We start from the raw sequence: 25,035 nt of genomic DNA, 5'->3' as shown, positions 1-25,035 counted from the left end.
CGTGCTTACTGGTTGCCGCAGGTGGACACGGTGGTGGTGTCCAGCCAGGGCAGGTCGTGGCCCATCCGGTCCCGCTTGGTGCGCAGGTAGTGGAGGTTGTGCTCGCCGGCCTGGACGGGCATCGGCTCCCGCCCGGTGACCTTCAGGCCGTGGTGGAGCAGGGCGTCGGTCTTGTCGGGGTTGTTGGTCATCAGGCGGACGCTCATGACGCCGAGGTCCTGCAGGATCTGCGCGCCGGCGCCGTAGTCGCGGGCGTCGGCGGGCAGGCCGAGTTCGAGGTTGGCGTCGAGGGTGTCCCGGCCGCGCTCCTGGAGCTCGTAGGCGCGCAGCTTGGACATCAGGCCGATGCCGCGTCCCTCGTGGCCGCGCAGGTAGACCACCACTCCCCTGCCCTCGGCCTGGATGCGCTCCAGGGAGGTGTCCAGCTGGGGGCCGCAGTCGCAGCGCTGGGAGCCGAAGACGTCACCGGTCAGGCACTCGGAGTGGACGCGGACCAGGACGTCCTCGCCGTCGCCGATCTCGCCGTGGACGAGGGCGACGTGCTCGACGCCGTCGACGGTGGAGCGGTAGCCGTACGCCGTGAAGACGCCGTGCGCGGTGGGCAGGTGGACCTCGGCCTCGCGGCGGACGGTGGGCTCACTGCTGCGGCGGTAGGCGATCAGGTCCTCGATGGAGATGATCGTCAGGCCGTGCTTGCGGGCGAAGACGACCAGCTCGGGCAGGCGGAGCATACAGCCGTCCTCGCCCGCGATCTCGACGATCGCGCCGGCCGGACGCAGCCCCGCGAGCCGGGCGAGGTCGACGGCGGCCTCGGTGTGGCCGTCGCGGACGAGAACCCCGCCGGGGCGGGCGCGCAGCGGGAAGACGTGGCCGGGCCGGACGAGGTCGGTGGGCTCGGCGGTGCCGCTCGCCAGCAACTGGAGGGTGGTGGCGCGGTCGGAGGCGGAGATGCCGGTGGTCACACCGTGCTCGGCGGAGGCGTCGACGGAGACCGTGAACGCGGTCTTCATCGACTCGGTGTTCTCCTCCACCATCTGCGGCAGCTCGAGCCGGTCCAGTTCCTCGCCCTCCATGGGGGCGCAGATCAGGCCGCGACACTCGCTCATCATGAAGGCGACGATCTCGGGGGTCGCCTTCTCGGCGGCGATGACGAGGTCGCCCTCGTTCTCGCGGTTCTCGTCGTCGACGACCACGACCGGGCGGCCGGCCGCTATGTCGGCGATCGCCTGCTCGATCGGGTCGAGGGAGAGGTCCTCGGTGTCGTCAGGGCTGTGGAGAACAGGTGCCGCGGTCATGCGGGCGCTCCTTCCAGGACCGGCCGCGCGTCCTTGCGGGTGCGCAGCCACCAGTCGCGCATGCCCCACAGGACGAGTGCGCCGTAGATGACGTAGACGAAGCCGGAGAAGGCGAAGCCGTTGGCGAAGTTGAGCGGGACGCCGACGAGGTCGACGAGGAGCCAGGCGAACCAGAACTCGACCATGCCCCGCGCCTGGGCGTACATGGCGATGATCGTACCGACGAAGATGTAGGCGTCGGGCCAGGGGTCCCAGGACAGCGACGGGTAGGCGTGGAACAGGCCGGAGACGGCGATGGTGCCGAGGGTGGCGGCGCCGAGCAGGGCGGCACGCTCGCGCCAGGTGGCGAATCGTACGGCGATGTGGCCGTCCTCCGCCCGGTTCCTGCCGCGGTTCCACTGCCGCCAGCCGTAGACGGCGACGACCATGACGACGATCTGCTTGCCGGCGCTGCCGGACAGGTGGGCGGTGGCGAACGCGGCGAAGAGGATCAGGCCGGAGAGGAACTGGGTGGGCCAGCTCCAGATGGAGCGCCGCCAGCCGAACGCCAGGGCGGTCAGGCCGATGACGTTGCCGATCATGTCCGACCACTTGATGTGCTGCCCGAGGACGGTGAAGGCCTCGGAGTTGAGCCAGTTCACCGGTCGGCTCCCCGGGCGCGGTCGCCGAGCAGCCGCTCGACGTACTTGGCGACGACGTCCACCTCGAGGTTGACCGGGTCGCCGGGCTGCTTCAGGCCCAGGGTGGTCAGGGCGAGGGTGGTGGGGATGAGGCTGACGGTGAAGTGCTCGTCACCGGCCTCGACGACGGTGAGGCTGATGCCGTCGACGGTGATGGAGCCCTTCTCCACGACGTAGCGCGCGAGGTCCGCAGGGAGTGAGATCTTCACGATCTCCCAGTGCTCGGAGGGCGTGCGGTCCAGAATCGCGCCGGTGCCGTCGACGTGTCCCTGCACGATGTGGCCGCCCAGGCGGGCGCCCACCGCGGTGGGGCGTTCGAGGTTGACGCGGGAGCCGGCGGTGAGGACGCCGAGGCTGGAGCGCTTGAGGGTCTCCGCCATGACGTCGGCGGTGAACTCGTCGCCCTCGTGCTCGACGACGGTGAGACAGACCCCGTTGACGGCGATGGAGTCTCCGTGCCGGGCGCCCTGGGTCACGACGGGGCCGCGGAGCCGGAAGCGGGCGGCGTCGCCGAGGTTTTCGACGGCGGTGACCTCGCCCAGCTCTTCGACGATTCCGGTGAACACTTCCCGGGTCCTCCTGCCTCTTCGGGCACGGACTCCGGGGTTGTCGATGACGACAGACTGCACGAACGAGGACACTCGGGACGACGCCGGACGGGGCCGCCCGGAAGGGCGAGCCCAGATACGGCGACGCGCACACGTGTGTGCTCGCTCGCCGCGCACTGCCTCCCATCCGGACTTTAACCGTCGGTCCAGGAATTTCACCTGGTCAACCGACCGCTGGAAGCGGCCGGGTCGCGGACTTTGACCGCCGGTTCGGAGTTTCACCGACCCCGGAGTGCGCTGCTACTGGTACAGGGCCAGTGTGCCACGTCCGGTCGGCGTCCATACGGGCGGACGGTGTGGGGTGGCTCACAGAGCGTGTCGTGGGCCCGGTCGCCGTGCGGGCGTGGAGGTCCGGCGACGGGCAAGGGCCGTCGTCACCGCCGCCGGACCGGTCTGCACGGACGTCAGACACTAAGTGGACTAGACCAGGCGGGTCAACCGGTCCGTGGCGCAGGCGCGTTGCGCCGCGGCGGCCGGAACGCACGGCGTCCGCCGAGGAGTTGCGGAGCGGGTGCGGGCGTCGGTGAACCCGGCCGAGCCGGACTTCGTACGGAGACCGGCCGACGCGCCCCCGCCGACACCCGAAGGGACGGAACCACCATGCCCACGATCCTGGTGACCGGCGGCACCGGAACGCTCGGCCGGCACGTCGTCGAACGGCTGCGCGCGGACGGGCGCGAGATGCGGGTGCTCAGCCGGCGCACACCGCCGTACGCCGTCGTCGCCGTCGTGCGCCGTCGATCTGCGCGAGGGCGGCCATCTCGCTCCGCGGCCGGCCGTGCAGGCCGTGCGGAAGCGGACGTTCGAGGAGTACCTGGCAGGGCGGTTCAGGAGCGGCCGGCAGGGGCGAGAGGCGGGCGGGGGCACGGCCCCCGCCGAAGCCCGAGGGGCGGTCACGCCTCGCCCCACCGAGACGGACAGGTGGGTGGGACGGACGGTGCGAACAGCTCGCCCTGGGCCCGCTCGCGGGCCGTCAGGAGCGCCCCGCGCAGCACCGCCCCTCCTCCCAAGGAGCTCGCCCGCACCTCCGTGAGCAGTGGGGACATCCTCCCGACCCGCTCCCCCACGCGCGCGGCGAGGACGTCCCCACCGGCCTGCCCCACCTCGCCGCCCAGGACCACGCACCCAGGGTCCAGGACGGCCACGACCGACGCGACCCCGAGGGCGACGCGATCGGCGAGGTCGTCCAGGAAGCGCGCGGCCCGTGTCGCGTCCGCCGCCACCGCGTGCCGTACCAGCTCCGCGGCGGTCGGCTCCCGTCCCGTCACCTGGCCCGACAGCCCGTGGTCGCGCGCCAGTTCCACCACCGCCGCCGCTCCCGCCAGGGAGTGGAAGCCGCCGGTGCAGTCCGTCGCCGAGGGGAGCGCTCCGGTGCCCGGGACGGGGAGGAAGCCGATCTCACCCGCACCGCCGAAGGCCCCGCGGCGCAACGCACCGTCCAGGACGACGGCCACCCCCGTGCCGTGGCCGAGCCACAGCAGCACGAACGTGTCCCGCCCCCGGGCGGCCCCGTCACGCTGCTCGGCCAGCGCGGCGAGGTTGGTCTCGTTCTCGACGATGACGCGGGCGTGCGGCAGCCGCTCCCGCAGTACGGCCACCAGTCGGCGGTGCCACTCGGGCAGGCCCGTGGAGTTCCGCAGCTCGCCCGTGACCGGGTCGATCAGGCCCGGGGCGCCGATGCCGACCGTGTGCAGCCTCCCCCGTGCTCGAACGGGCTCGTGCGGGAGCGCCCCCGTCGCCCCCGCCTCCTCGGCCACCCGTTCCACCAGCGTGACCGCCTGCTCCACCGCGGGTCCGGTGCCGGTGTCCCCGCCGATCGGCGCGCACGCCTCGGCCAACTCCCGGCCCAGCAGGTCGGACACGGTCACCGCGACGCTCTCGGTGCGCACGTCGAGGGCGGCGAGGTGGGCACGGTCGGCGACGATGCCGTACAACCGTGCCCTCGGGCCGCGCCGTTGCTCCCTGGACTCCCCCACCACGGTGATCAGGCCGGACACCGTCAGGCGTTCGACCAGATCGGCGACCGTCGGCCGGGACAGGCCGGTGAGCTGCTTCAACTGCCCGGCCGTCAGCGGTCCTTCCTGCTGCAGCAGCCGCAGGGCGAGCCGGTCGTTGATGGCCCGGGCGGTGCTCGGGGATGCGGGCATGCCGGGATCCTCCCAGATCGGCGGACCGCACCGGGCGGCCGTGTTTCCGTTTTTTATCAGGCAGGCTCCCTGATAGTTTGCGTCGGCATGTTTCACGCCAGGGGCGTGGCGACACACAGCCCGGGAGGGGCCGGACAATGAGTGCAGTGGTCCACCGGCAGCGCGAGGTCCGGCGCGCCCGGTACGCCGTCGCGGCCGTCTTCGCCGTGCATGGCGCCGTCACCGGCTCGTTCGCGACCCGCGTGCCGTGGATCCAGGAGCACGCCTCGCTCAGTCCCGGGCAACTCGGGCTCGCGCTGGCGTTCCCCGCTCTCGGCGCCTCCCTCGCGATGCCGCTCGCGGGCGGCATCAGCCACCGCTTCGGCGCCCGCAACGCACTGCGCGGACTGATCGCTCTGTGGACGCTCTCCCTCGTCCTGCCCTCCCTGGCCCCGAACCTCCTCACCCTGTGCCTCGGCCTGTTCGTCTACGGCGCCACGGCGGGCATGGCGGACGTCGCCATGAACGCCCTCGGTGTGGAGGTCGAGAGCCGGCTCGACCGCTCGATCATGTCCGGTCTGCACGGCATGTGGAGCGTGGGCGCCCTGGTCGGCTCGGCGGCCGGCACGGTCGCCGCGCACCTCGGCTCGGACGCCCGGCTGCACCACGCCCTGGCCGCCGCCGTGCTGACCGTGCTGGGCGTGGCCGCCTGCGCCTGGGTCCTCGATCTGCAGCCCGCCGAGGACGAGGAGCCGCCGCCGCGGTTCGCGCTGCCGCCGAAGTCGGCGCTGCTGATCGGCGCGGTCGGGTTCTGCGCGGTGTTCGCGGAGGGCGCGAGCCTGGACTGGTCGGCGGTGTACCTGCGGGACCAGCTGGAGGCCTCGGCCGGTCTCGCGGCGGCCTGCACCACCGGCTTCACGCTCACCATGGCCGTCGCCCGGATCGCGGGCGACCGGGTGGTGGACCGCTTCGGCGCGGTGCGCACGGTGCGGACGAGCGGCGTCCTGGCGGTCCTCGGCGGCCTGCTCATCGTCCTGGGGAGCCATCCCGCCGTGGCGATGACCGGATTCGCGCTGATGGGCCTCGGCATCGCGGTCGTCGTGCCGCTGTGCTTCGCCGCGGCCGGCCGCAGCGGGCCGAACCCCAGCCAGGCCATCGCCGGCGTCGCGACCATCACCTACACCTCCGGGCTGATCGCGCCGAGCGCGATCGGCGGACTGGCCCAGGCGACCAGCCTCGTGGTCTCCTTCGCCCTGGTCGCGCTGCTGGCCTGCGGCCTCGTCGGCTTCGCCGGGGTGCTCAGGGCCGGCGACCGCAACCGGCCGGAGGTCAGCGCCGCAAGCGCTGCGGTTCCCGACCCGCGGCCCTGACTCTCCGGCTCCGGGTCCGCGCGAGCTCGACCGGGACCGCGGGGACGAAGGACCCCCAGGCACCCCCGACAATGGTTCGGACAGTCTTCATACAGCGAGAAAGCGAAACCCCACCATGGACCTCGGCGTGCGCTGGAAGCTGCACGGTGACGGACGGACACCCGCACCCGGGGCGGTCGTCCGGCCCGACGAACGGCTCTCCTGGCCCCGCACGGCAGGACTCGGCGCCCAGCACGTCGTGGCCATGTTCGGCGCGTCCTTCGTCGCCCCCGTGCTGATGGGCCTCGACCCCAACCTCGCGATCATGATGTCGGGCGCCGCGACCGTGATCTTCCTGCTGGCCACCCGCGGCCGGATCCCCAGTTATCTGGGCTGTTCCCTGTCCTTCGTGGGCGTCGCCGCGGCCATCCGGGCGAGCGGCGGCACGAGCGCGACCGTGACCGGCGCGGTCTTCGTCGTCGGCGTCGCGATGTTCCTGGCTGGCCTCGCCGTGCAGCGCTTCGGGGCGCGGATCATCCATGCCTCGATGCCGCCGATCGTCACCGGCGCGGTCGTCATGCTGATCGGCTTCAACCTGGCCCCGGTGACCGCCTCCACCTACTGGCCGCAGGACCAGTGGACGGCTCTGCTGGTGATGCTGTTCACCGGGCTGGCCGTCGTCTGCCTGCGCGGTTTCTGGTCCCGCATCGCGATCTTCCTCGGGCTGGTCTTCGGCTACGGCATCTCCTGGGCCTTCGACCGGATCTTCGGCAAGATCCACTCGGTGGACGCGAGCGGAAGGCTCACCGACCACTGGCGCCTGGACCTCTCCGGCGTCGGCAAGGCCGACTGGATCGGGCTGCCGTCCTTCCACGGCCCGTCGTTCGAGTGGTCGGCGATCCTGGTCGCGCTGCCCGTCGTCATCGCGCTCATCGCGGAGAACACCGGGCACGTGAAGGCGGTCGGCGAGATGACCGGCGATCCGCTGGACGACAAGCTCGGCACCGCGATCTCGGCGGACGGCGCCGCCTCCATGCTGTCGACGGCCGTGGGCGGTCCGCCCAACACCACGTACTCCGAGAACATCGGCGTGATGGCCGCGACCCGCGTCTACTCCACCGCCGCGTACTGGGCCGCCGCCGGCTTCGCGCTGCTGTTCGGCGTCTGTCCCAAGTTCGGCGCGATCGTGGCCGCGATCCCGGGCGGAGTGCTCGGCGGCATCACCGTCATCCTGTACGGCATGATCGGACTGCTCGGCGCGCAGATATGGATCAACGCCAAGGTCGATCTGCGCAACCCGCTGAACCTGGTGCCGGCCGCGGCGGGCATCATCATCGGCGTCGGCAACGTCACCATGAAGTTCACCGACACCTTCTCCCTCAGCGGCATCGCGCTCGGCACCCTGGTGGTCATCACCGGGTACCACGCGCTGCGCGCGTTCGCCCCCGCCCATCTCAAGAAGCAGGAGCCGCTGCTGGACGAGGGCACGTCGTCGTACAGCGAGGAGACCGAGGACACTCAGCGCGCCAAGTCGTAGGCGTACGACGGGGTGAACGTCCCCGGCTCGCCCCTGCAGCCGTCCGACTCCCCCGGCACCTTCACCCACAGGTAGGCCTCGATCCTCGCCTCGCCCGTGGCCAGGGACGGCGCCCGGCCGATCCTGCGGCCGGGCGGGTCGCACCACTGGCCGTCGGGCGGGGCGCCGTTGCCGTTGCGGCTGGTGTCGATCACGGCGCCCAGACCCGCGGGGCCGCCGAGGGCGTCGAGGACCCGGCGGTCGTAGGCGATCTCGTCGGCGGTGGCGCGGAAGTTGGACACGTTGCTGAAGACCCCGTCGGAGGAGGCGGGCGAGGCCGCGCCCGCCTGTTTCAGCAGGGCCGCCTGCCGCTGGGCGGAGTTCCAGTGGGAGTGCCCGGCGTCGTAGTACACGCGCGCGTGCGGGTTCGCGGCCTTCAGGACGCGTCCCGCGCGGGCCAGCGACGCGAAGCGGCCGGCCCGCCCGGCCCCGGAGAGGCAGTCGGACTGGGCGACGGAGTCCGGCTCCAGCACGACGACGACCTCGCCCGAGCCGAGCCCGGCCGCGAAGGCGTCGATCCAGGCGTCGTAGGCCCTCAGGTCGGGCGCGCCGCCCTCGGACGCGCCGCCGCAGTCGCGGTCCGGGATCGCGTACGGCACGAGGACGGGCACCCTGGTGCCCGCGGCGGAGGTGACCGCACGGACCCGCGTGGTGATCGTCGACGGCGTGTAGTCGGCGAACCACACCGCGGCCGGGTGGGCGGCGACGCGGGAGGCGATGACCGGGGTGCGCGGGTCGCCGGGATGGGCTCGGACCCAGTCGAGCACCTGGGAGTCGGGGTGGCGGTAGAGCCGGGAGGACACGGCGGGGGCCCGTCGCCTCCCGGCCGCGCCGGTGCCGGACGGCCTCGGACGCGCGCGCGTACTCGACGAGGCGGACGGAGACGCGGAAGGGGATGGGGGCGGGGACGAGACGGCGGGCACCATGGCCGTCGGGGACGGGGCCGGCAGAGGCACCAGGCTCGACGTGGCGGCCGGCCGGGATCCGGCCGTGTCCGCCTCGGTCCCGGCGCCGAGCGCCGACATCATCCCGGTGGCCGTCCCGGCCGCCACCACCACGGCCGCGACCGCGACCAGGGCGGAGCGCCCGCGCTCGGCCCTGCGGGCGGCCGGGCGCCGGGCACGCGAGCCTGACACGGTACCGCTCCCCCTCTGCTCGTTCCGTGCGACGGGCGCGTTCCCCCGTTCCGGGGAAGCGTCGGGCCCGTCGGCACCCGGGTCAGCCTAATCCTGGGACGCTGCCCCCATGGGGCAATCGGCACAACTCACCCGCGGCCCGGTCACCGTGGAGGCGGTCGTCGCCCGGATGCGCGACCTGGCCGTCGCGCTGCCCGAGCGCGACGGGGTCGCGGTCTTCAACCGCGTCTACCTCGGCGTCACCGGGACGGCCGCACGGCGGTCCGGCGCCATCCCGGCCGCCAGGTCCGGCGCCACCCCGGCCGCCACCCCGCTGGACGTACGCTGTGCCGAGCGGTACCTCGCCGCCGTGGACGCGGCGGCCGAGGGGCGGCGGGCGCCGGCCTGCTGGCGGCCGCTGCTGGAGTCGCGCCTCCATCCCGGCGTACGGCCCTCGCAGTTCGCGCTGGCGGCCCTCAACGCGCACATCGGGCACGACCTGGCGCTCGCCGTGGTGGACACCTGCCGTGCGCTGCGGTGCGAACCGGCCGACGTGGAGGGCGAGTTCGACCGTGTGGGCGACCTCCTCCTGGCGTTGGAGGAACGGGTCCGCGAGGAGTTGACGCCGGGGCCCGGTCTGCTGCGGATCGCCGATCCGCTCACCCATCTGCTCGGCGCGTGGAGCCTGGAGCGGGCACGGGAGGCCGCCTGGTCGGCGGCTCGGTCGCTGTGGGCGCTGCGCCGACTGCCCGATGTGGCCGAGGACTTCGCCCAGCGGCTGGACGCCGCGGTCGGCTTCGCCGGCCGGATGATGCTCACCCCGCTGCCGGACCGATCCGGACATCCTCCACGGGACCTCCCCGGAACTCCCTTGTGATCACTGTACGTTGCCCCGGGGGACACTGACGATCACGAAGGAGCGCACCGGCATGGCGACCCGTCTGGGACTCGGCCTTCCGCAGAATCGGCAGTACCACCTCGGCAGGGACGTGCCCGATGTGGCACGCACCGCGGAGCGCATCGGCTACGACAGCGTGTGGGTGTACGAGCGGGCCCTGTTCCCGGAGCCCGCCACCCAGGGGCTGTACGGCGTCGAGGGCCTGCCCTGGCCCGACTCCTACCGGCACGTGGCCGACCCGCTGGTCACGCTCGCCCTGGCCGCGGCGGCCACCGAGCGGGTCCGGCTGGGCAGCAGTGTGCTGGTCGCGCCGCTGCACGTGCCGTTCCAGCTCGCCAAGGCCCTCGCCTCGCTGGACGCGGCCAGCGGCGGCCGGGTGGTCGCCGGCTTCGGCACGGGCTGGTCCCTGGACGAGTACGCGGCCTCGGGGTTCCGGCCGATCAGGGAGCGCGGCCAGGTGCTGGACGAGATCATCGATGTCTGCCGGGCCGTGTGGGGACCGGACCCGGTGCGCTACGACGGCCGGATCACGAAGATCGGGTCGGCCGTGGTCGGCCCCAAGCCCGCCCGGCCCATCCCGATCCTGCTGGCCGCGAGCACCCGCAGGGCACGGGAGCGGCTCGTGGAGCACGCCGACGGCTGGCTGCCGGTGGGCGTGGGCGTGGAGCAGATCGCGAGCCAGTGGCAGGCGTTGCGGGACCTGGCCGCCGAGCGGGGCCGGCGGCAGCCGATCCAGACGGTGCTGCGCGTGAACCCGGCGTACTCGGCCAAGGCCCACGACGGCGCCGGCCGCCGCCCCTTCCAGGGCAACGCCGACCAGATCGTCGAGGACCTGCACGCGCACGCGGCGATCGGCCTGGAGGAGATCCTGGTCGACCTGCAGGGCACCGCGCGCGACGCCGAGGAGCTCAAGGACGTCGCCGCGGAGGTGTACGAGAAGGCGCGGGCGGCCGGGATCTGACCGTCCGCGCGGAGACGTGCGTCAGTCCTCGGGGAGTTCGACGGGCGCGAGCTCGTCGTAGACGTCGCCCGGGCCGGGGTTGGCCGGGTCGGTGCTGCCGCCGAGGTGGTGCATGACGCCCCAGACCGCGTTCAGCGCGGTCTGGACGGCGCCCTCGGCCCAGCCGGCCGTCCAGGAGATGTCGTCGCCGGCCAGGAAGATGCCCCGTTTGTCCTCGGGCAGCCGGTCCTGCATGAAGTGGGTGAACAGGCGCCGCTGGTAGCGGTAGTGGCCGGGCAGGTTGGCCTTGAACGCGCCCATGAACCAGGGCTCGTTCTCCCAGGAGACGGTCACCGGGTTGCCGATGACGTGCTTCCTGATGTCGACCTTCGGGTAGATCTCCGACAGCGACTTCAGCATCACCTCCATCCGCTCGTCGGCGGACAGCGGCAGCCACTTGAGGCTGTCGTCGCACCAGGTGTACGACAGACAGATCACGGCGGGCCTGTCCAGGCCGTTGTCGAGGAGGTAGGTGCCGCGGGTCATGCGGTCGGTGAGCGTCATCGACATGACGTCCCGCCCCGTCGGATTTCCCCTGTCGTCGACGGCCTCGTCCAGCCAGAACGGCCGGTCGACGGGGACGAAGAGCTTGCTGGACTCCATGTAGTGGGTGCGCTCGATCGCGGTCCAGTGGTCGATGGGGAAGAGTTCGTCGTCGCACTGGACCTTGGACAGCAGCAGCCAGGACTGGGCGGTGAAGACGGCCGCCCGGTAGGTGCGGATGTCACCGCCCGCGTCCGTCACGGTGATCCGGTTGCCCGCGGTGCGGTGCAGCCGGGTGACGGCCGGGCGCGGTTCGCCGCCGACGTGCAGCGACTTCAGCGAGGTGCCGTACGGCCAGTGCACGATCTTCTCCGGCTCGCGCTCCCAGAGCCTGAGCGGCAGTTGCTGGGAGCCGCCGACGATGCTGCGGTGGTGGTCGTCGGCCTCGGCGTAGACGACGCGCAGGATCTCCAGGATGGAGTTGGGGAAGTCGGTGTCCCAGCCGCCGGTGCCGAAGCCGACCTGGCCGAAGATCTCCCGGTGCCGGAAGGACTTGAAGGCCTCGGAGTCGCACAGGAACCCGTAGAAGGTCTGGTTGTCGAGCTTCTCGACGAGCCGGGACCAGATCTCGCGGATGCGCGGCACGTCCCGCTCGCGCATGGCGCGGTTCATGTCGGAGAAGTCGGCGCCCTCCTCCAGGCATCTGTTCCAGGCGTCGGCCACGTCCCGGTAGACCTGCGGCAGGTCGTCGATGGTCTCGGCGTAGTGCGTCTCGCCCTTGAGGTCGACGACGGTCGACGGGGTCGCCTCGGCCAGCGGGTTGGGGAAGGGCCGGGTCTGCAGGCCCACCAGGTCGATGTAGTGCTGCAGGGCGGTGGAGGACGGCGGGAAGCGCATGGCGCCCATCTCGGCGGTCAGCGACTCGTCGCACCCCTCGAAGCCGACGGTGCGCAGCCGGCCGCCGATCCGGTCTGCCTCGTGGACGACGGGCTTCAGGCCCATCTTCATCAGCTCGTAGGCGGCGACGATGCCGGACAGACCGCCGCCGATGACCGCGACCTCGGTGCCGTGCTCGGTGGCGGGGATCTGGCCGAGGCCCGCCGGGTGGGCGAGGAAGTCGTCGTACGCGTACGGGAAGTCCGGGCCGAACATGGTGATCGGCGGCTGCTGCTCGTCTGCGTGCTCGACGGCGTTGGGCACCGTGGACGTCATGGGGTACGGACTCCTTGCGCGGAACGTGAGGGGGGAAAGGTACGGGGGTCAGACCAGGGACCCGTACAGGCCGGGGCGGCGGCTCTCCAGATACGGGTTGGTCTCGCGGGAGGCGGCGAGGAGGGCGGGGTCGGCGTCGGCGACGACCAGTTCCTCGGACCGGCCGGCGCGGGTGCGGGCGACTCCGTCGGGGCCGGCGAGCGTGGAGAGTCCGACGAACTCGAACTCGGCCTCGGGGCCGACCCGGTTGACGTAGGCGATGTACATCTGGTTCTCGAAGGCGCGCACCGGCACGAGGGCCTCGGCGACGAACTGGAACGGGTGCATCAGCGCCGTCGGAACGATGAGGAGATCGGTGCCGGCCAGCGCGTGGGCGCGCACGTTCTCCGGGAACTCCACGTCGTAGCAGACGACCAGACCGACGGTCAGACCGTTGAGCTCCGCCTGCACGACCGGCTGCTCGCCCGGGGTGAACTGCTCGCGCTCGAAGCCGCCGTACAGGTGGGTCTTGCGGTAGTTGGCGAGGCGGGTTCCGTCGGCGGAGATCAGCTGGAGGGAGTTGTAGACCGCATCGCCGTCTCGTTCGGGGTAGCTGTAGGCGACGGCCAGGCCGTGCCGGGTGGCCGTCGCCGCCACGGTGTCCGCCCAGTCGCCGTCGGCGGGCTCGGCCAGGCGGCCGACGTCGTCGCCGATCGCGTACCCGGTCACGAACATCTCCGAGGTCGCCAGCAGCCCGGCGCCCGCGGCGGCGGCGCGGCCGGCGGCGTCGTCGAGGACCTTGAGGTTCTCGGCGGCGGAGCCGGGTCGGCCGGAGCTCTGGAACAGGGCGGTGCGCATGGACGATCCTCACCGGTACGGGGGTTTCGGGGGGTTGACTAGACCGTACGGTCGGCGGACGCGGGCGGACAAGCCGGAGCCGTTGCGCACCGGTGAGCGGATCATTGCGTGCGATCGGGAATGTGCGGCGATTCGTTGCGCGGCCCTGTACGGCGCCTTCGGGGTCACAGTTCCCGCAGGCGTTCCACGATCTCCTGGAGCAGCTCGGGGTCGGTCGACGGGTCGTGCGGCAGGATCCGCCGGGGCGCGTCGATGCGGACGAGGCCGGCCTCGGCGAGGTCGCCGAGCAGCACGCGGACGACGGTCAGCGGCAGGTCGGCGTCGGCGGCCAGTTCCGCGACGGGCCGCGGGCCGTGGCGCAGGAGGTCGAGCAGGCACGCGCGCGCGTGGTCGACACCCGGCCCGCCTCCGTCCGGGTGCACGACGGTGACCTGGGACATCAGGTCGATGGTGTGCCGGTCCGAGGGGCGGGTGCGGCCCCGCGTGACGGTGTAGGGGCGCACCATGGCCCCGGTCTCGTCCTCGTACCAGTGGTCGTCGCTCACGGCCGCGTCAGGGTTCGCCGGAGTCCGCGGCCGAGCGTGCGGCGGCGTCCATGTGGCGGCCGACGCGGCGCACCAGCAGGGCCATCTCGTGGGCCAGCTGCCCGACGTCGGTCTGCGCGTCGCTGAGCACGGCCAGGCGGCTGCCGTTGCCCGCCGGGGTGACGAAGAGGTAGGCGTCGTCGAGCATCACCATGGTCTGCCGCACCTCGCCGGCCGCGAACCGCTCCCCCGCCGAGCGGGCCAGGCCGTGGAAGCCGGAGGAGACCGCGGCGAGGTGCTCGATGTCCCGCCGGCGCATGCCCTCCGAGCAGCTCAGCGGGAGGCCGTCCGCGGTCAGCAGCACGGCCTGTCGTACGTGGTCGGTCCTGGCCACCAGGTCGTCGAGGAGCCAGCCGAGGTCGGTGCCGGGCGGCTGGGGAGTCTCGGCGGAGGCCGGCGGGTTCTCGTCACGGTGCATGGTCGGCGTCCGTCTCTTCCTCGGTGTGCTGGGTGGGGGCGGTGTCCGTGGGAAGGCCCCTGCGTCCGCGGTCGAGCCCGCGCTGGAAGGCGCCGAAGACGGCCCGCATCTCCTCGGCACTGATCTCGCGGTCGGCGGGCTCGCCGGCCGCGTGGGCCTCGGTGCGCAGCTCGGGCGCGAGGGATTTCTGGCGGACGCGGGTGGGCAGCGCGGCCCGGTCGGCGGGGCCGTCCGGCCGGAGTGTGCCCTCCTCGAGCGTGGCCACGGCCGCTGCCTTCCGGGAGGGCAGGGGCCGCACCGGTGCCGTACGGGCCTGGTCGGCGGGCTGTGCCCGCGCGGGCGGCCCGGGCTCCGGATCCACGTCGGCCAGCACCGTCTGCGGCAGGAGGACCACGGCCGTCGTACCGCCGTACGGAGAGCGGGTGAGGGTGACCCGGATGCCGTGCCGGGCGGCGAGCCGGCCCACGACGTACAGGCCGAGCCGTTCGTGCCGGGTGGGGTCGAAGTCGTCGGGGCGGGTGAGGGTGAGGTGGGCGTCCTGAAGCTGGTCGGCGTCCAGGCCGAGGCCCCGGTCGTCGATCTCCAGCACGAATCCGCCGGGCGCCCGGCCGGTGCGCAGGGTGACCCGGGTGTGCGGCGGCGAGAACACCGTGGCGTTCTCCAGGAGTTCGGCGATCAGGTGCACGACGTCGGCGACGGCGTCCGCGGTGACGCCCGTCCGGGGCATCGGCGGGATCTCCACGCGCGTGTAGTCCTCGATCTCGCTCACCGCGGAGGAGACCACGTCGGCGACCGGCACGGGCCGGCGCCATCTGCGGCCGGGGGCGGCGCCGGAGAGGATGATCAGGCTCTCCGCGTGGCGCCGCATACGAGTGGTCAGGTGGTCGATCCGGAACAGCTCCGCGAGGACGTCCGGGTCGTCGGTGCGCCGCTCCAGGGTGTCGACGAGTTTGAGCTGGCGGTGCACCAGCGCCTGGTTGCGGCGCGCGATGTTGAGCAGTACGGCGAACAGGCCGCGGCGCAGGCCGGCCTGCTTGACGGCGGCCTCGATCGCGGCGAGCCGGGCGGCGTTGAAGGAGCGGGCGACCTGGCCGATCTCGTCGGGCCGTGACTCGATGCCGACGAGCGGCGGTGCCTCGGCGGCCGCATCCACCTCCTCGCCCGCGCTCAACCGGGCCATCACGTCGGGCAGTTGGCTGGTGGTCAGCAGGTCGGCGGCGTCCCGCAGCCTCTCCAGGCGGCGCGAGATCCGCCGGGCACCGCGCACCGCGAGCCACAGGGACAGTCCTACGGCGGCGAGTCCGAGCACGCCGACCACGGCGGCCCGGGTCAGCTCCTGGTAGGCGAACGCGCGCCCGCGCGCGGCGGCGTTCTCGGCCGACGTGGTGCACAGCTCCATGTAGCGCTTGACGGCCCGGTCCGTGGTGGTGCGCCAGGAGTCGGCCGCGACGGCCCGGCCCGCGCCCGACGCTCCGGCCCGCAGCAGGGCGTCCTCGCCCCGGGTGAGCGCCTGGTGCACGTCCCCGCGCTGGAACTCCTCGAACAGGGCCCGTGAGTCGCCGGGCAGCGCGGGCACGTACGTCCGCTCGAAGACCCGGCGGTCCTCGATGGTGGCGGTCAGCATGCCGTACTGCGCGTCGGTCAGGGTGCCCGCGGCCCGCGTCCCGGCGACGAGCGCGTCCTCGCGGGAGACGAACTCCCTGACCCGCACCAGTTCGACGACGACCTGGGCCTCCCGCGCGAGCTGTCCGGCCTGCAGGGCGGTGAGCGAGGACTGGACCCAGAAGCCGGGCTCGACCAGGGTGCCGTACTCGGTCACCGCCCGGTCCCAGGTAAGGCGCCGGGCCAGTACGCGTTCGCGCAGGTCCTCCAGCTTGTCGGTGGCGGTCAGCACGCTGTCGAGGACCTGCCGCTGCCGGGCGGTGAGCCTGCCGCGGTCGCCGTCGCGGATCGCGTCGCGCATCGCCGTCACGGCCCGGTCCGTGCGCCGCTGCTGCCGGAGCAGGGCGACGGCGTCTCCCGTGCGCGGGCTGCCGCCCAAGTAGGTGGCGGCAAGCCGTCGTTCGATCTGGATCTGTCCGATCGCCGTGTCCACGGGGGTGCCGAAGTCCTCGTACACGCCCTGGAGCCGGATCAGCGCGCGCAGGTCGCCGGTGACCGACACCATGGCGAAACTCCACAGCGCCATCAGCGCGACCACCGGGGCGAGCGCGAGCGCCACGATCCGGGCGCGGACCGTGGTGGGACGGCCGATGGACCAGCGCATGGGCTCCCCAGGGCGGCGGGACGGTCGCACGGCAGGCGGCGGGCGGTGTCCGCCGCCTGTGCCGCCCGGTGTTACCGCCGGGTAGTCGAGTGCCGGAGACCCTACGCGATCACGTGCCGGGGCCGCAATCATTACCCTGGGTAACTCCCGGGCAGGGCAAGTCCGTTCGCGAGACGGTCTCCGGCTTCCGGGTGGCCTCGGCGGCCCCGGGGCGGAAGCCGGCGCTCACCGGACGGCACCGCTACCGGCGGCCGGTGAGCGGCACGGGCGGGCACGTGATCGGGATGCGGCAGCCGCTGTCGGCGATCGACTGCTCCCCGACGGCGGGGTGAGGCGGTTCAGCTGGGCGCGCCGGAGGAGAATCGGCGCAGCAGCGGGGAGAGGACCAGGACGGACTTGGTCCGTTCCACGAACGGCTCGCCGGCGATCCGCTCCAGGACCCGCTCGAAGTGCCGCATGTCGGCGGCGAAGACCTGGGCGATCGCGTCCGCCTCCCCGGTGACGGTGGAGGCGGACACGACCTCCTGGTAGCGCTCCAGACCGCGCTGGATGGTCTCCGGCGAGGTGTTGCTGCGGCAGTAGATCTCCACGAACCCCTCCGTCTCCCAGCCGAGCGCCGCCGGGTCGACCCGGACGGTGAAGCCGGTGATGGCCCCGGTCGCCCGCAGCCGGTCCACGCGCCGCTTGACGGCGGGCGCGGACAGGCCGACCAGCTGCCCGATGTCCGCGTAGGAGCGGCGGGCGTCCTCGGCGAGGGCGTGCACGATGCGTTCGTCGAGATCGTTCAGCACGGGATGTCGGTCACTTCTTCGAGCCGGGTCGGTTCGCTGCCGTCGCGAGGCTCCGAGGAGCCGCGAGACGGGAACGGCGGAAGCCGTACAGGAAGTAGAACACGAGCCCGACGGCCGTCCGGACCCCGAAGACCACCCAGGTGTGTGACCGTTGCGTGAGACGGCTGTGGCATGCGCCATGGGGCCGCCCGGACGCGTACGGCCGCCTCCGCTGCCCCGTCACCGGGGCAGCGGAGACCTGCGGCGGCTCAGTTCCAGCTGGCGTGCAACGGCTTGCCCTCGGCGTAGCCGGCCGCGCTCTGGATGCCGACGACGGCCTTGTCGGCGAACTCCTCCAGGGTGCCGGCGCCGGCGTAGGTGCACGAGGAGCGGACACCCGCGATGATCGAGTCGATCAGGTCCTCGACGCCCGGGCGGGCCGGGTCGAGGAACATGCGGGAGGTGGAGATGCCCTCCTCGAACAGCGCCTTGCGGGCGCGGTCGTACGCCGACTCCTCCGAGGTGCGGTTGCGCACCGCGCGCGCGGAGGCCATGCCGAACGACTCCTTGTAGGGGCGGCCCTCGGCGTCGTGATGGAGGTCGCCGGGCGACTCGTAGGTGCCGGCGAACCAGGAGCCGATCATCACGTTGGACGCGCCGGCCGCGAGCGCCATCGCCACGTCGCGCGGGTGACGGACACCGCCGTCGGCCCACACGTGCTTGCCGTACTTCCTCGCCTCCGCCGCGCACTCCAGGACGGCGGAGAACTGCGGGCGGCCGACGCCGGTCGCCATGCGGGTGGTGCACATGGCGCCCGGCCCCACACCGACCTTGACGATGTCCGCACCCGCGTCGACGAGGTCCCTGACGCCCTCGGCGGAGACGACGTTGCCCGCCGCGAGCGGCACCCGCGGGTCGAGGTCGCGGACCAGCTTGATGGCGCTGATCATCGACTCCTGGTGGCCGTGCGCGGTGTCGATGACGAGGGTGTCGACGCCCGCGCCGAGCAGCTGCCCGGCCCGTCCGGTCACGTCGCCGTTGATGCCCACGGCGGCGGCGATGCGCAGCCTGCCGTTCGCGTCGGTGGCCGGAGTGTAGAGGGTGGCGCGCAGGGCGCCCTTGCGGGTGAGGATGCCGGCGAGCCTGCCGTCCTTGTCGACGGCCGGGGCGTAGCGGCGGTTGGCGGAGTCGAGGGTGTTGAAGGCCTCGCGCGGGTCGATGTCCGCGTCCAGGAGCAGCAGGTCCTTGCTCATGACCACTTCGAGCTGGGTGAAGCGGTCGACGCCGGTCAGGTCCCGGTCGGTGACCACGCCGACGGGCCGGTGCTGCTCGTCGACGACCACACCGGCGTTGTGCGCGCGCTTGGGCAGCAGGGCGAGGGCATCGGCGACCGTCTGGTGCGGGGCCAGCACGATGGGGGTGTCCAGGACCAGGTGGCGGTTCTTGACCCAGGAGATCACGTCGGTGACGACGTCGATCGGGATGTCCTGCGGGATGACCACCAGTCCGCCGCGGCGGGCCACGGTCTCGGCCATGCGGCGGCCGGCGATCGCGGTCATGTTGGCGACGACGAGCGGGATGGTGGTGCCCGTGCCGTCCGGGGAGCTGAGGTCCACGCCCTGGCGGGAGCCGACCGCGCTGCGGCTCGGCACCATGAAGACGTCGTCGTACGTCAGGTCGTAGGCGGGCTGGATGTCGTTGAGGAAACGCACGTGCTGCACATCCCAGTCGATCTCAAGGCGGCCCCCGGGCAGGTCAGCCGGGGGAAGAGCACGTACTTCATTGTCCCATGACGCCCGAAAGGGATTCCCCGGTCGAATCCTCCAGGCCGGCCGGCGCCGCTTTCGGAGGAAGCCACAGAGCGAGGAAGCCTCGGGGCAGGGTCAGGGCGCCACGGGCTCGACCAGCACGGAGAGCTCCGGCGTGCGCTCCTCGGCCTCGGCGAACACCTCACGGGCGGTACGCCACTCCTCGGGCCGCGCGAGCGCGTAGGCCTGCCAGCCCCGTACGACGAGCAGCAGTCCCGTGTCCGCGGCCTCCCCGGGCCACACCGCGGGATCGGCGAGGCTGTCGGCGAGCGCGTCCCAGTTGCGGCCGAACCAGTCGGGCAGACCGAGCGCGGCCGCGCACCGGTCCATCAGGCCCGCCTTGTCGGTCACGCCGTCGAGGTCCAGCGCGACCGTGTGCCGGTCCACGTGGCCGTCGGTCATCTCAGCACCGCCTTGAAGGAGTTGTAGTGGTCGTCGGTGTAGTACGTCTCGCCGCCCTGTCCGGTGACGATGCGCCGGGCCCCGCGGTCCCGCGCACCCGGTGTCCTGACCGTGTACTCGTGGTAATAGCCGCGCGCCTCCTCGGGCAGCCGTTTCTCGAAGTTCCCGAAGACGGTGCCGTCCTGCCGGTACGGGAAGGGGCCGCCCCGGTCGATGAGGTCCAGGGTGTGCCGGGCCTCGGCCGGCAGCCGGGACGCGCTGACGGTGGCCATGCCGTGGGCCCACGACGGGCCGGAGGAACCGGAGGCCGTCGTCCCGGAGGGCGAGCAGCCGGTCAGGAGGACGGCGAGGGCGACGAGGAGCCCCGCGAGCACACGGGGGACGAACCGCAGAAGCATGACGCCGATGCTCCCACGGCCGTCCCACGCGGGCGCGTCAGGCGCCGTCCGGGTCCGTCCGGTCGAGGGCGGGCCCCGGGGCGGGTCCCGCCGTCATCAGGTAGTCCGCGGCCGAGGTGTCCGTCACCAGGCTGGTGACCAGGCCGGAGCGCAGTACCGCGTCGATCGCCGCCGCCTTGCGCTGCCCGCCCGCGATCGCGACGACCTCGGGGACACGGCGCAGCTGGTCGGCCTTGACCGTGATGCACCGCTCCCCCAGGTCCCGTCCGATCCGGCGGCCCTCGGTGTCGAAGAGGTGCGCGGCCATCTCGGCGGCGACGCCGAGCGAGGCGTAGTGGGCGCGCTCCTCGTCGCTGAGCATGTCGTGCACCGTGGAGATGCCCGGCTCCCAGGAGCCGATGGACACGCAGGCCACGGTGACCTTGTCGAAGTACTCGAACGCGCGGGCGATCCCGGTCTGGTTGCGCAGCGCCGCCGCGGTGGCCGCGTCCGGCAGCAGCATCGGCGCGTAGATGGGGTGGGCGTCGCCGCCCGAGACCTGGGCGGCGCGGCGCACGGCCTCCACCGAGCCGCGCTCGGAGGTCCCGGCGTCGTACACGCCCGTCAGTTGCACCACCGTGCACGGGGGCAGCCGGTTCAGGGCCGCGGCCATGTGGATGGTGGACCGGCCCCAGGCCAGGCCGAGGATGTCCCCCTCGTTGACGAGTTCGCCGAGCAGGTCGGCAGCCACCTCACCGAGGTTCTCCGGATCGGGTGTCTCCTCCGCGTCGGCCGGGGACTCGACGACGACGGCGTGCCTGAGGCCGTAGCGGGCGCGGAGCGCGTCGGAGCGCTCGGCGTCCAGTTCGGCCGGCACCCGGATCTCGATGCGTACGAGATCCCGTTCGAGAGCGGTCTCCAGGACCCGGGCCACCTTGAAGCGGCTGACGCCGAACTCCTCGGCGATCTGGATCTTGGATTTGCCCTCGAGGTAGAAACGGCGGGCCATGGCCGCCGCCTGCACCAGCTCAGCGGGTCCCATCCGCACTGCTGACCGGCCCGCTGACATACCCGACACGGTGCTCTCCTCACTGCTGTTCACACTCTGGACTCACCGTTCATCCTTGCAGATCCGGCGCGCTTGATCAGCCCTGATGGGAGCCGTTCACATACCCGTTGCTCAGTGGCCGCACGCCCAGGACGCCTTCGCGGTCGCCGTCTCCGCCTGGGTGCGCAGTGCACGTACCGCCTCGGCCGGGTCCTTCGCCCCGTAGACCGCCGAGCCGGCCACGAAGACGTCGGCGCCGGCGTCCGCGCACCGCTCGATCGTGGAGGCCGACACCCCGCCGTCGACCTGGAGCCACAGCTGCAGGCCGTGCTTGTCGATCAACTCCCTGGTGCGACGGATCTTGGGCAGCATGATGTCGAGGAACGCCTGCCCGCCGAAGCCCGGCTCCACCGTCATGATCAGGAGCATGTCGAGCTCGGGGAGCAGGTCCTCGTACGGCTCGATGGGGGTGGCGGGCTTGAGGGCCATCGAGGCCCGGGCGCCCTTGGCGCGGATCTCGCGGGCCAGCCGGACGGGGGCGGCGGCCGCCTCCACGTGGAAGGTCACGGAGGAGGCACCCGCTTCGACGTACTGCGGCGCCCACCGGTCGGCCTGCTCGATCATCAGATGGCAGTCCAGCGGGGTGTCCGTCGCCCGGGCCAGCGACTCCACGACCGGGACGCCGAGCGTCAGGTTCGGGACGAAGTGGTTGTCCATCACGTCGACGTGGAGCCAGTCGGCCCCTTCGACCGCCTTCGCCTCCTCGGCGAGACGGGCGAAGTCGGCGGACAGGATGCTGGGGTTGATCTGCACGGCCATGACCCAAGCGTGCCATGCCCGGGCCCGGTTGTTCGCGCGGTCCCCGGCCGAATCCGCGGGCGCGGTCTCAGCCGGTGCGGCGGATGAGGGCCAGGTACATCGCGTCGGTCCCGTGCAGGTGCGGCCACAGCTGTACGTCGGGGCCGTCGCCGAGGGCCGGGACGCCCGGCAGGAGGGGGCGGGCGTCGATCAGGCCGGCCTCGGGGAACTGCTTGAGCACGTCGGCGACGACCGCGCGGGTCTCGGCGAGGTGGGGCGAGCAGGTGGCGTAGCCGACGACACCGCCGACGCGGACGGACTCGAGAGCCGTGCCCAGCAGGCCGCGCTGGAGCGGGGCGAAGCCGTCCAGGTCCTCCGGGCGGCGCCGCCAGCGGGCTTCGGGGCGGCGGCGCAGGGCGCCGAGGCCGGTGCAGGGGACGTCGACGAGGACGCGGTCGAAACTGCCGGGGCGCCACGGCGGGCGGGTGCCGTCGGCGGCGATCACCTGGTACGGGCCGGGGTTGCCCGCGAGTGCCCTGGCCACCAGGCCGGCCCGGTGGGGCTGCTTCTCGGAGGCGAGCAGGACGGCTCCGCGTTCGGCGGCGAGCGCGGCGAGCAGGGCCGCCTTGCCACCGGGGCCGGCGCAGGCGTCGAGCCATTTCTCGTCGGGACCGGACAGCGGTGCGTGGGCGAGAGCGAGGGCGACGAGCTGGCTGCCCTCGTCCTGCACGCCGGCCCGGCCCTCCCGTACGGCGTCCACGGCACCCGGTTCGCCGCCCTCGGTGAGCCGTACCGCGTACGGCGACCAGCGGCCCGGGACGGCGGCCTCCTCGCGCAACAGCTCCTCGGTGGTGGCGCGGCCCGGACGGGCGACCAGGGTCACCTCGGGCCGCTCGTTGTCGGCCCGCAGCAGGTCCTCGATGCCGGCGCGCCCGCCGCCGAGGGAGTCCCACAGGGCGGAGACTACCCAGCGGGGGTGGGAGTGGACGACGGCGAGGTGGTCCTCGGGGTCCTCGTCGTAGGGCGGGGCGACCTTCTCCAGCCAGCCGTCGAGGTCGTCGCGCGCGACCTTGCGCAGCACGGCGTTGACGAACTTGGCCCGCCCGTCGCCGAGCACGACCCGCGCGAGCTCGACGGTGGCGGACACGGCGGCGTGGCTCGGGATGCGGGTGCCGAGCAACTGGTGGACGCCGAGGCTCAGCACGTCCAGGACCGGTGGGTCGACCTCCCTCAGCGGCCGGTCGACGCAGGCGGCGAGGATCGCGTCGTACGTCCCCTGGCGGCGCAGCGTGCCGTACACCAGCTCGGTGGCGAGCGCGGCGTCCCGCCCGTCGAACTTCTCGGGTCCCTCCTTCTCGCGCGCCTTGCGCAGCAGGGGCGGCAGGACGAGGTTGGCGTAGGCGTCCCGCTCGTCCACGGCGCGCAGCGCCTCGAAGGCGAGGATGCGGACGGGATCCTTCTGGGGCCGGCGGTGGGGCTTGGCGGGTTTGCGGGGCCGACGGGTGGTGTCGCTCACGAAAAAGGTGCTCCGGATGGCTGGGTGCGCTGTGCACCCAGCCTACGTCCCGGGCCGGACCGGCCGGTCAGCCCCCGAGGGTCTCGTTCCCGGTGATGCGCACGCCGCGCGCCCAGTCCGCGGCCGTCATCGGCTTCTTGCCCTGGGCCTGCACCCACAGCAGCTCCACGGCGTACGAGCCGGTGCCGACGTGGACGCTCTTCTTGCCGGCGGCGATGACGCCCGGGGCCAGATCGGTGCGGTCGGGCACGGGCGCGACCTGGATCAGCTTGAGCCGCTCGCCGCGGAACGTGGTCCAGGCGCCGGGGGCCGGGGTGCAGGCGCGCACCACGCGGTCCACGCGCAGGGCGGGGGCCGTCCAGTCGACTCTCGCGTCCTCGACGGTGATCTTGGGGGCGAGGGTGACGCCCTCGGACGGCTGCGGTACGGCCTTCAGGGTGCCGTCCTCGATGCCGTCCATGGTGGCGGCGAGCAGCCCGGCGCCGGCGAAGGCGAGCCGGGTGAGCAGGTCGCCGCTGGTGTCGGTGGGCCGGATCTCCTCCGTGACGGTGCCGTAGACGGGACCGGAGTCCAGCCCCTCCTCGATGAGGAAGGTGGACGCGCCGGTGATCTCGTCCCCCGCCATGAGGGCGTGCTGCACGGGGGCGGCGCCGCGCCAGGCGGGCAGCAGGGAGAAGTGCAGGTTGACCCAGCCGTGGGCGGGGACGTCCAGGGCGGCCTTGGGCAGCAGGGCCCCGTAGGCGACGACGGGACAGCAGTCGGGGGCGATCTCCTTCAGCCGCTCCAGGAACTCCGGCTCCCGCGGCTTGAGCGGCTTGAGCACCTCGATCCCGGCCTCCTCCGCCCGCTCGGCGACCGGACTGGCGACCGTCCGGCGCCCACGCCCGGCCGGCGCGTCGGGCCTGGTGACCACGGCGGCCACCTCGTGCCGCCCGGAGGCGAGCAGAGCATCCAGCGCGGGAACGGCGACCTCTGGGGTACCGGCGAAGACGAGCTTCATGGAACGGCTTGGCCCTCTCAGGCGGAATGGACGGCGACCGGCGCACCAGTCTATGGCCACCACCACGGGGCCGCCGCCGTGCGAACCGGGACCGCCGCCGGGAGCCGGGGCTCCGGCGGCCGGGGGGCGCAGCGCATGTGCATTCGTGGGGGCGTGCGGATATGCGGCCACGCCCCCCGCAGCGTGACCAGCGGGGCGAAGGCGCGTTGGTCAAGAGAGAGTTGACCACAGCGGGCCGTCCGCGCGGCCCGGTTCCTTTCAACGCCGGTTCGAGAGGCTTGTTCATGGCCGACCACGCAACCCACGACGCCCAGGCCCGGGCCAGCCTGCACCTGCTGGTGCGGGACATCGAGCGGGTCCGCCGGCAGGTGGACGCGCTGCGCACGCTCACCGCCCAGTTGGGCAACGTCTACCGTCCGCGCCGCCCCGGCCCCTCCACGGGCTTCGTCGTCTACGGACGTGCCCCCGCCCCGACGGTCCGTCTCGCGCAGGAACTGCGGGACAGTGTCGAGACCCTGGTCACGGCCGCCGTGGACTTCGACCGCTCGCTGGGCTTCTCGTGGGACGCCGTGGGCTCCGCCCTCGGTGTCACCAAGCAGGCCGTCCACCGCCGTTACGGCGCCCGCCGCGCCGCCGCGCAGGCAGCAGGCGAGGCCGAGCGGTCCCCGGATCCGTCGGGAACCCGCACGGTCAACGTCGGCGCCGGCATCCCGACAGTCCCCGCGGCCCGATCCATGCCGACCCAGCCCACCGCCGGCGGCCCCACCGCCCGCGACGAGGCCCGGCCCACGGCCTTCCCGGGTCCTCGCAACGGCTGACCACCACCGCGCTCCCCTGGCCGGGCCGGTTCCGCCGCCGGAACCGGCCCG

General features: G+C 73.1%; 23 protein-coding genes, 1 pseudogene and 1 riboswitch. Of the genes and pseudogenes, 6 read left to right on the top strand and 18 right to left on the bottom strand.

Features of this window, described 5'->3' with window-relative positions; genetic code table 11:
• Positions 1-5: 5 nt before the first annotated feature.
• From DEP02_RS16070 to DEP02_RS16060, 3 genes are read right to left on the bottom strand one after another with little or no spacing between them, the layout of a single operon-like run.
• On the bottom strand, positions 6-1,295 hold the full coding sequence (locus DEP02_RS16070; protein ID WP_112468004.1) for a bifunctional 3,4-dihydroxy-2-butanone-4-phosphate synthase/GTP cyclohydrolase II: 1,290 nt from the start codon (positions 1,293-1,295) through the stop codon (positions 6-8).
• On the bottom strand, positions 1,292-1,936 hold the full coding sequence (locus tag DEP02_RS16065; protein WP_112468003.1) for a nicotinamide mononucleotide transporter family protein: 645 nt from the start codon (positions 1,934-1,936) through the stop codon (positions 1,292-1,294). Before DEP02_RS16065 ends, DEP02_RS16070 begins: the two co-directional genes overlap by 4 nt.
• Positions 1,933-2,541, bottom strand: a complete 609-nt coding sequence (locus tag DEP02_RS16060; RefSeq protein WP_112468002.1) for a riboflavin synthase — start codon at positions 2,539-2,541, stop codon at positions 1,933-1,935. Before DEP02_RS16060 ends, DEP02_RS16065 begins: the two co-directional genes overlap by 4 nt.
• Positions 2,542-2,692: 151 nt before the next feature.
• A riboswitch (FMN riboswitch) is annotated at positions 2,693-2,823 on the bottom strand.
• 372 nt (positions 2,824-3,195) lie between these two features.
• On the opposite strand from DEP02_RS16060, the pseudogene DEP02_RS35850 reads away from it, so the two are divergent.
• A pseudogene (locus DEP02_RS35850) lies at positions 3,196-3,303 on the top strand (NAD-dependent epimerase/dehydratase family protein); the annotation flags it as partial.
• Positions 3,304-3,476: 173 nt separating this feature from the next.
• Here the strand turns inward: DEP02_RS35850 and DEP02_RS16050 are convergent.
• The gene (locus DEP02_RS16050; protein ID WP_112468001.1) at positions 3,477-4,730 is read right to left on the bottom strand and encodes an ROK family transcriptional regulator; all 1,254 of its coding nucleotides are present in this window, start codon (positions 4,728-4,730) and stop codon (positions 3,477-3,479) included.
• 137 nt (positions 4,731-4,867) lie between these two features.
• On the opposite strand from DEP02_RS16050, the gene DEP02_RS16045 reads away from it, so the two are divergent.
• Together DEP02_RS16045 and DEP02_RS16040 are read left to right on the top strand one after the other, a co-directional pair.
• Positions 4,868-6,079, top strand: coding sequence for an MFS transporter (locus DEP02_RS16045; protein ID WP_112468000.1), 1,212 nt, complete (start codon positions 4,868-4,870; stop codon positions 6,077-6,079).
• Between the two features lie 115 nt (positions 6,080-6,194).
• Positions 6,195-7,595 (top strand): uracil-xanthine permease family protein, encoded by a 1,401-nt coding sequence (locus tag DEP02_RS16040; RefSeq protein WP_112467999.1) that lies wholly within the window; start codon positions 6,195-6,197, stop codon positions 7,593-7,595.
• Here the strand turns inward: DEP02_RS16040 and DEP02_RS16035 are convergent.
• On the bottom strand, positions 7,577-8,710 hold the full coding sequence (locus tag DEP02_RS16035) for a glycoside hydrolase family 6 protein (RefSeq protein WP_112468030.1): 1,134 nt from the start codon (positions 8,708-8,710) through the stop codon (positions 7,577-7,579). The two genes, DEP02_RS16040 and DEP02_RS16035, sit on opposite strands and share 19 nt — an antisense overlap.
• Before the next feature lie 169 nt (positions 8,711-8,879).
• Between DEP02_RS16035 and DEP02_RS16030 the strand changes: the two genes are divergently transcribed.
• Positions 8,880-9,626 carry a DUF5995 family protein gene (locus tag DEP02_RS16030; protein WP_112467998.1) on the top strand — a complete coding sequence of 249 codons (747 nt, stop codon included), beginning with the start codon at positions 8,880-8,882 and terminating at the stop codon, positions 9,624-9,626.
• A 52-nt stretch (positions 9,627-9,678) separates the two neighbouring features.
• Positions 9,679-10,608: an LLM class F420-dependent oxidoreductase gene (locus DEP02_RS16025; protein ID WP_112467997.1), complete on the top strand. Its 930-nt coding sequence runs from the start codon at positions 9,679-9,681 to the stop codon at positions 10,606-10,608.
• 21 nt (positions 10,609-10,629) lie between these two features.
• Here DEP02_RS16025 and DEP02_RS16020 read toward each other — a convergent pair whose 3' ends face one another.
• The 13 genes from DEP02_RS16020 to fmt all read right to left on the bottom strand — a co-directional run bounded on the left by DEP02_RS16020 (position 10,630) and on the right by fmt (position 24,166).
• Positions 10,630-12,342, bottom strand: a complete 1,713-nt coding sequence (locus DEP02_RS16020) for a flavin monoamine oxidase family protein (protein ID WP_112467996.1) — start codon at positions 12,340-12,342, stop codon at positions 10,630-10,632.
• A 48-nt stretch (positions 12,343-12,390) separates the two neighbouring features.
• On the bottom strand, positions 12,391-13,179 hold the full coding sequence (locus tag DEP02_RS16015) for a carbon-nitrogen hydrolase family protein (RefSeq protein WP_112467995.1): 789 nt from the start codon (positions 13,177-13,179) through the stop codon (positions 12,391-12,393).
• Between the two features lie 164 nt (positions 13,180-13,343).
• Positions 13,344-13,724 (bottom strand): DUF742 domain-containing protein, encoded by a 381-nt coding sequence (locus DEP02_RS16010; RefSeq protein ID WP_232839148.1) that lies wholly within the window; start codon positions 13,722-13,724, stop codon positions 13,344-13,346.
• 7 nt (positions 13,725-13,731) lie between these two features.
• A complete protein-coding gene (locus DEP02_RS16005) occupies positions 13,732-14,181 on the bottom strand; it encodes a roadblock/LC7 domain-containing protein (protein ID WP_112467994.1) in 450 nt (149 codons plus the stop codon).
• Positions 14,171-16,447, bottom strand: coding sequence for a sensor histidine kinase (locus DEP02_RS16000; protein WP_112467993.1), 2,277 nt, complete (start codon positions 16,445-16,447; stop codon positions 14,171-14,173). The genes DEP02_RS16005 and DEP02_RS16000 overlap by 11 nt, the downstream gene beginning before the upstream one ends.
• A 338-nt stretch (positions 16,448-16,785) precedes the next feature.
• Entirely contained in the window at positions 16,786-17,238 is a 453-nt protein-coding gene (locus tag DEP02_RS15995; protein ID WP_112467992.1) for an Lrp/AsnC family transcriptional regulator, read from the bottom strand.
• 248 nt (positions 17,239-17,486) lie between these two features.
• Positions 17,487-18,929 (bottom strand): GuaB1 family IMP dehydrogenase-related protein, encoded by a 1,443-nt coding sequence (locus DEP02_RS15985; RefSeq protein ID WP_198668461.1) that lies wholly within the window; start codon positions 18,927-18,929, stop codon positions 17,487-17,489.
• Positions 18,930-19,100: 171 nt separating this feature from the next.
• Positions 19,101-19,427, bottom strand: coding sequence for a barstar family protein (locus DEP02_RS15980; protein WP_112467989.1), 327 nt, complete (start codon positions 19,425-19,427; stop codon positions 19,101-19,103).
• Positions 19,424-19,825 (bottom strand): guanyl-specific ribonuclease, encoded by a 402-nt coding sequence (locus tag DEP02_RS15975; RefSeq protein ID WP_112467988.1) that lies wholly within the window; start codon positions 19,823-19,825, stop codon positions 19,424-19,426. The genes DEP02_RS15980 and DEP02_RS15975 overlap by 4 nt, the downstream gene beginning before the upstream one ends.
• 37 nt (positions 19,826-19,862) lie before the next feature.
• Positions 19,863-20,906, bottom strand: coding sequence for a sugar-binding transcriptional regulator (locus tag DEP02_RS15970; RefSeq protein WP_112467987.1), 1,044 nt, complete (start codon positions 20,904-20,906; stop codon positions 19,863-19,865).
• Positions 20,907-20,984: 78 nt separating this feature from the next.
• Positions 20,985-21,671, bottom strand: a complete 687-nt coding sequence (gene rpe / locus DEP02_RS15965; RefSeq protein WP_112467986.1) for a ribulose-phosphate 3-epimerase — start codon at positions 21,669-21,671, stop codon at positions 20,985-20,987.
• Between the two features lie 67 nt (positions 21,672-21,738).
• The gene (locus DEP02_RS15960; RefSeq protein ID WP_112467985.1) at positions 21,739-23,166 is read right to left on the bottom strand and encodes an RsmB/NOP family class I SAM-dependent RNA methyltransferase; all 1,428 of its coding nucleotides are present in this window, start codon (positions 23,164-23,166) and stop codon (positions 21,739-21,741) included.
• A 67-nt stretch (positions 23,167-23,233) separates the two neighbouring features.
• Entirely contained in the window at positions 23,234-24,166 is a 933-nt protein-coding gene (gene fmt / locus DEP02_RS15955) for a methionyl-tRNA formyltransferase (protein WP_112467984.1), read from the bottom strand.
• Between the two features lie 284 nt (positions 24,167-24,450).
• Between fmt and DEP02_RS15950 the strand changes: the two genes are divergently transcribed.
• Positions 24,451-24,984, top strand: a complete 534-nt coding sequence (locus DEP02_RS15950) for a hypothetical protein (RefSeq protein ID WP_112467983.1) — start codon at positions 24,451-24,453, stop codon at positions 24,982-24,984.
• Positions 24,985-25,035 lie beyond the last annotated feature (51 nt).

It is taken from the genome of Streptomyces triticisoli (genome assembly GCF_003270085.1).
Lineage (GTDB): Bacteria > Actinomycetota > Actinomycetes > Streptomycetales > Streptomycetaceae > Streptomyces > Streptomyces triticisoli.
This window is presented reverse-complemented; position numbering and strand designations above follow the sequence as displayed.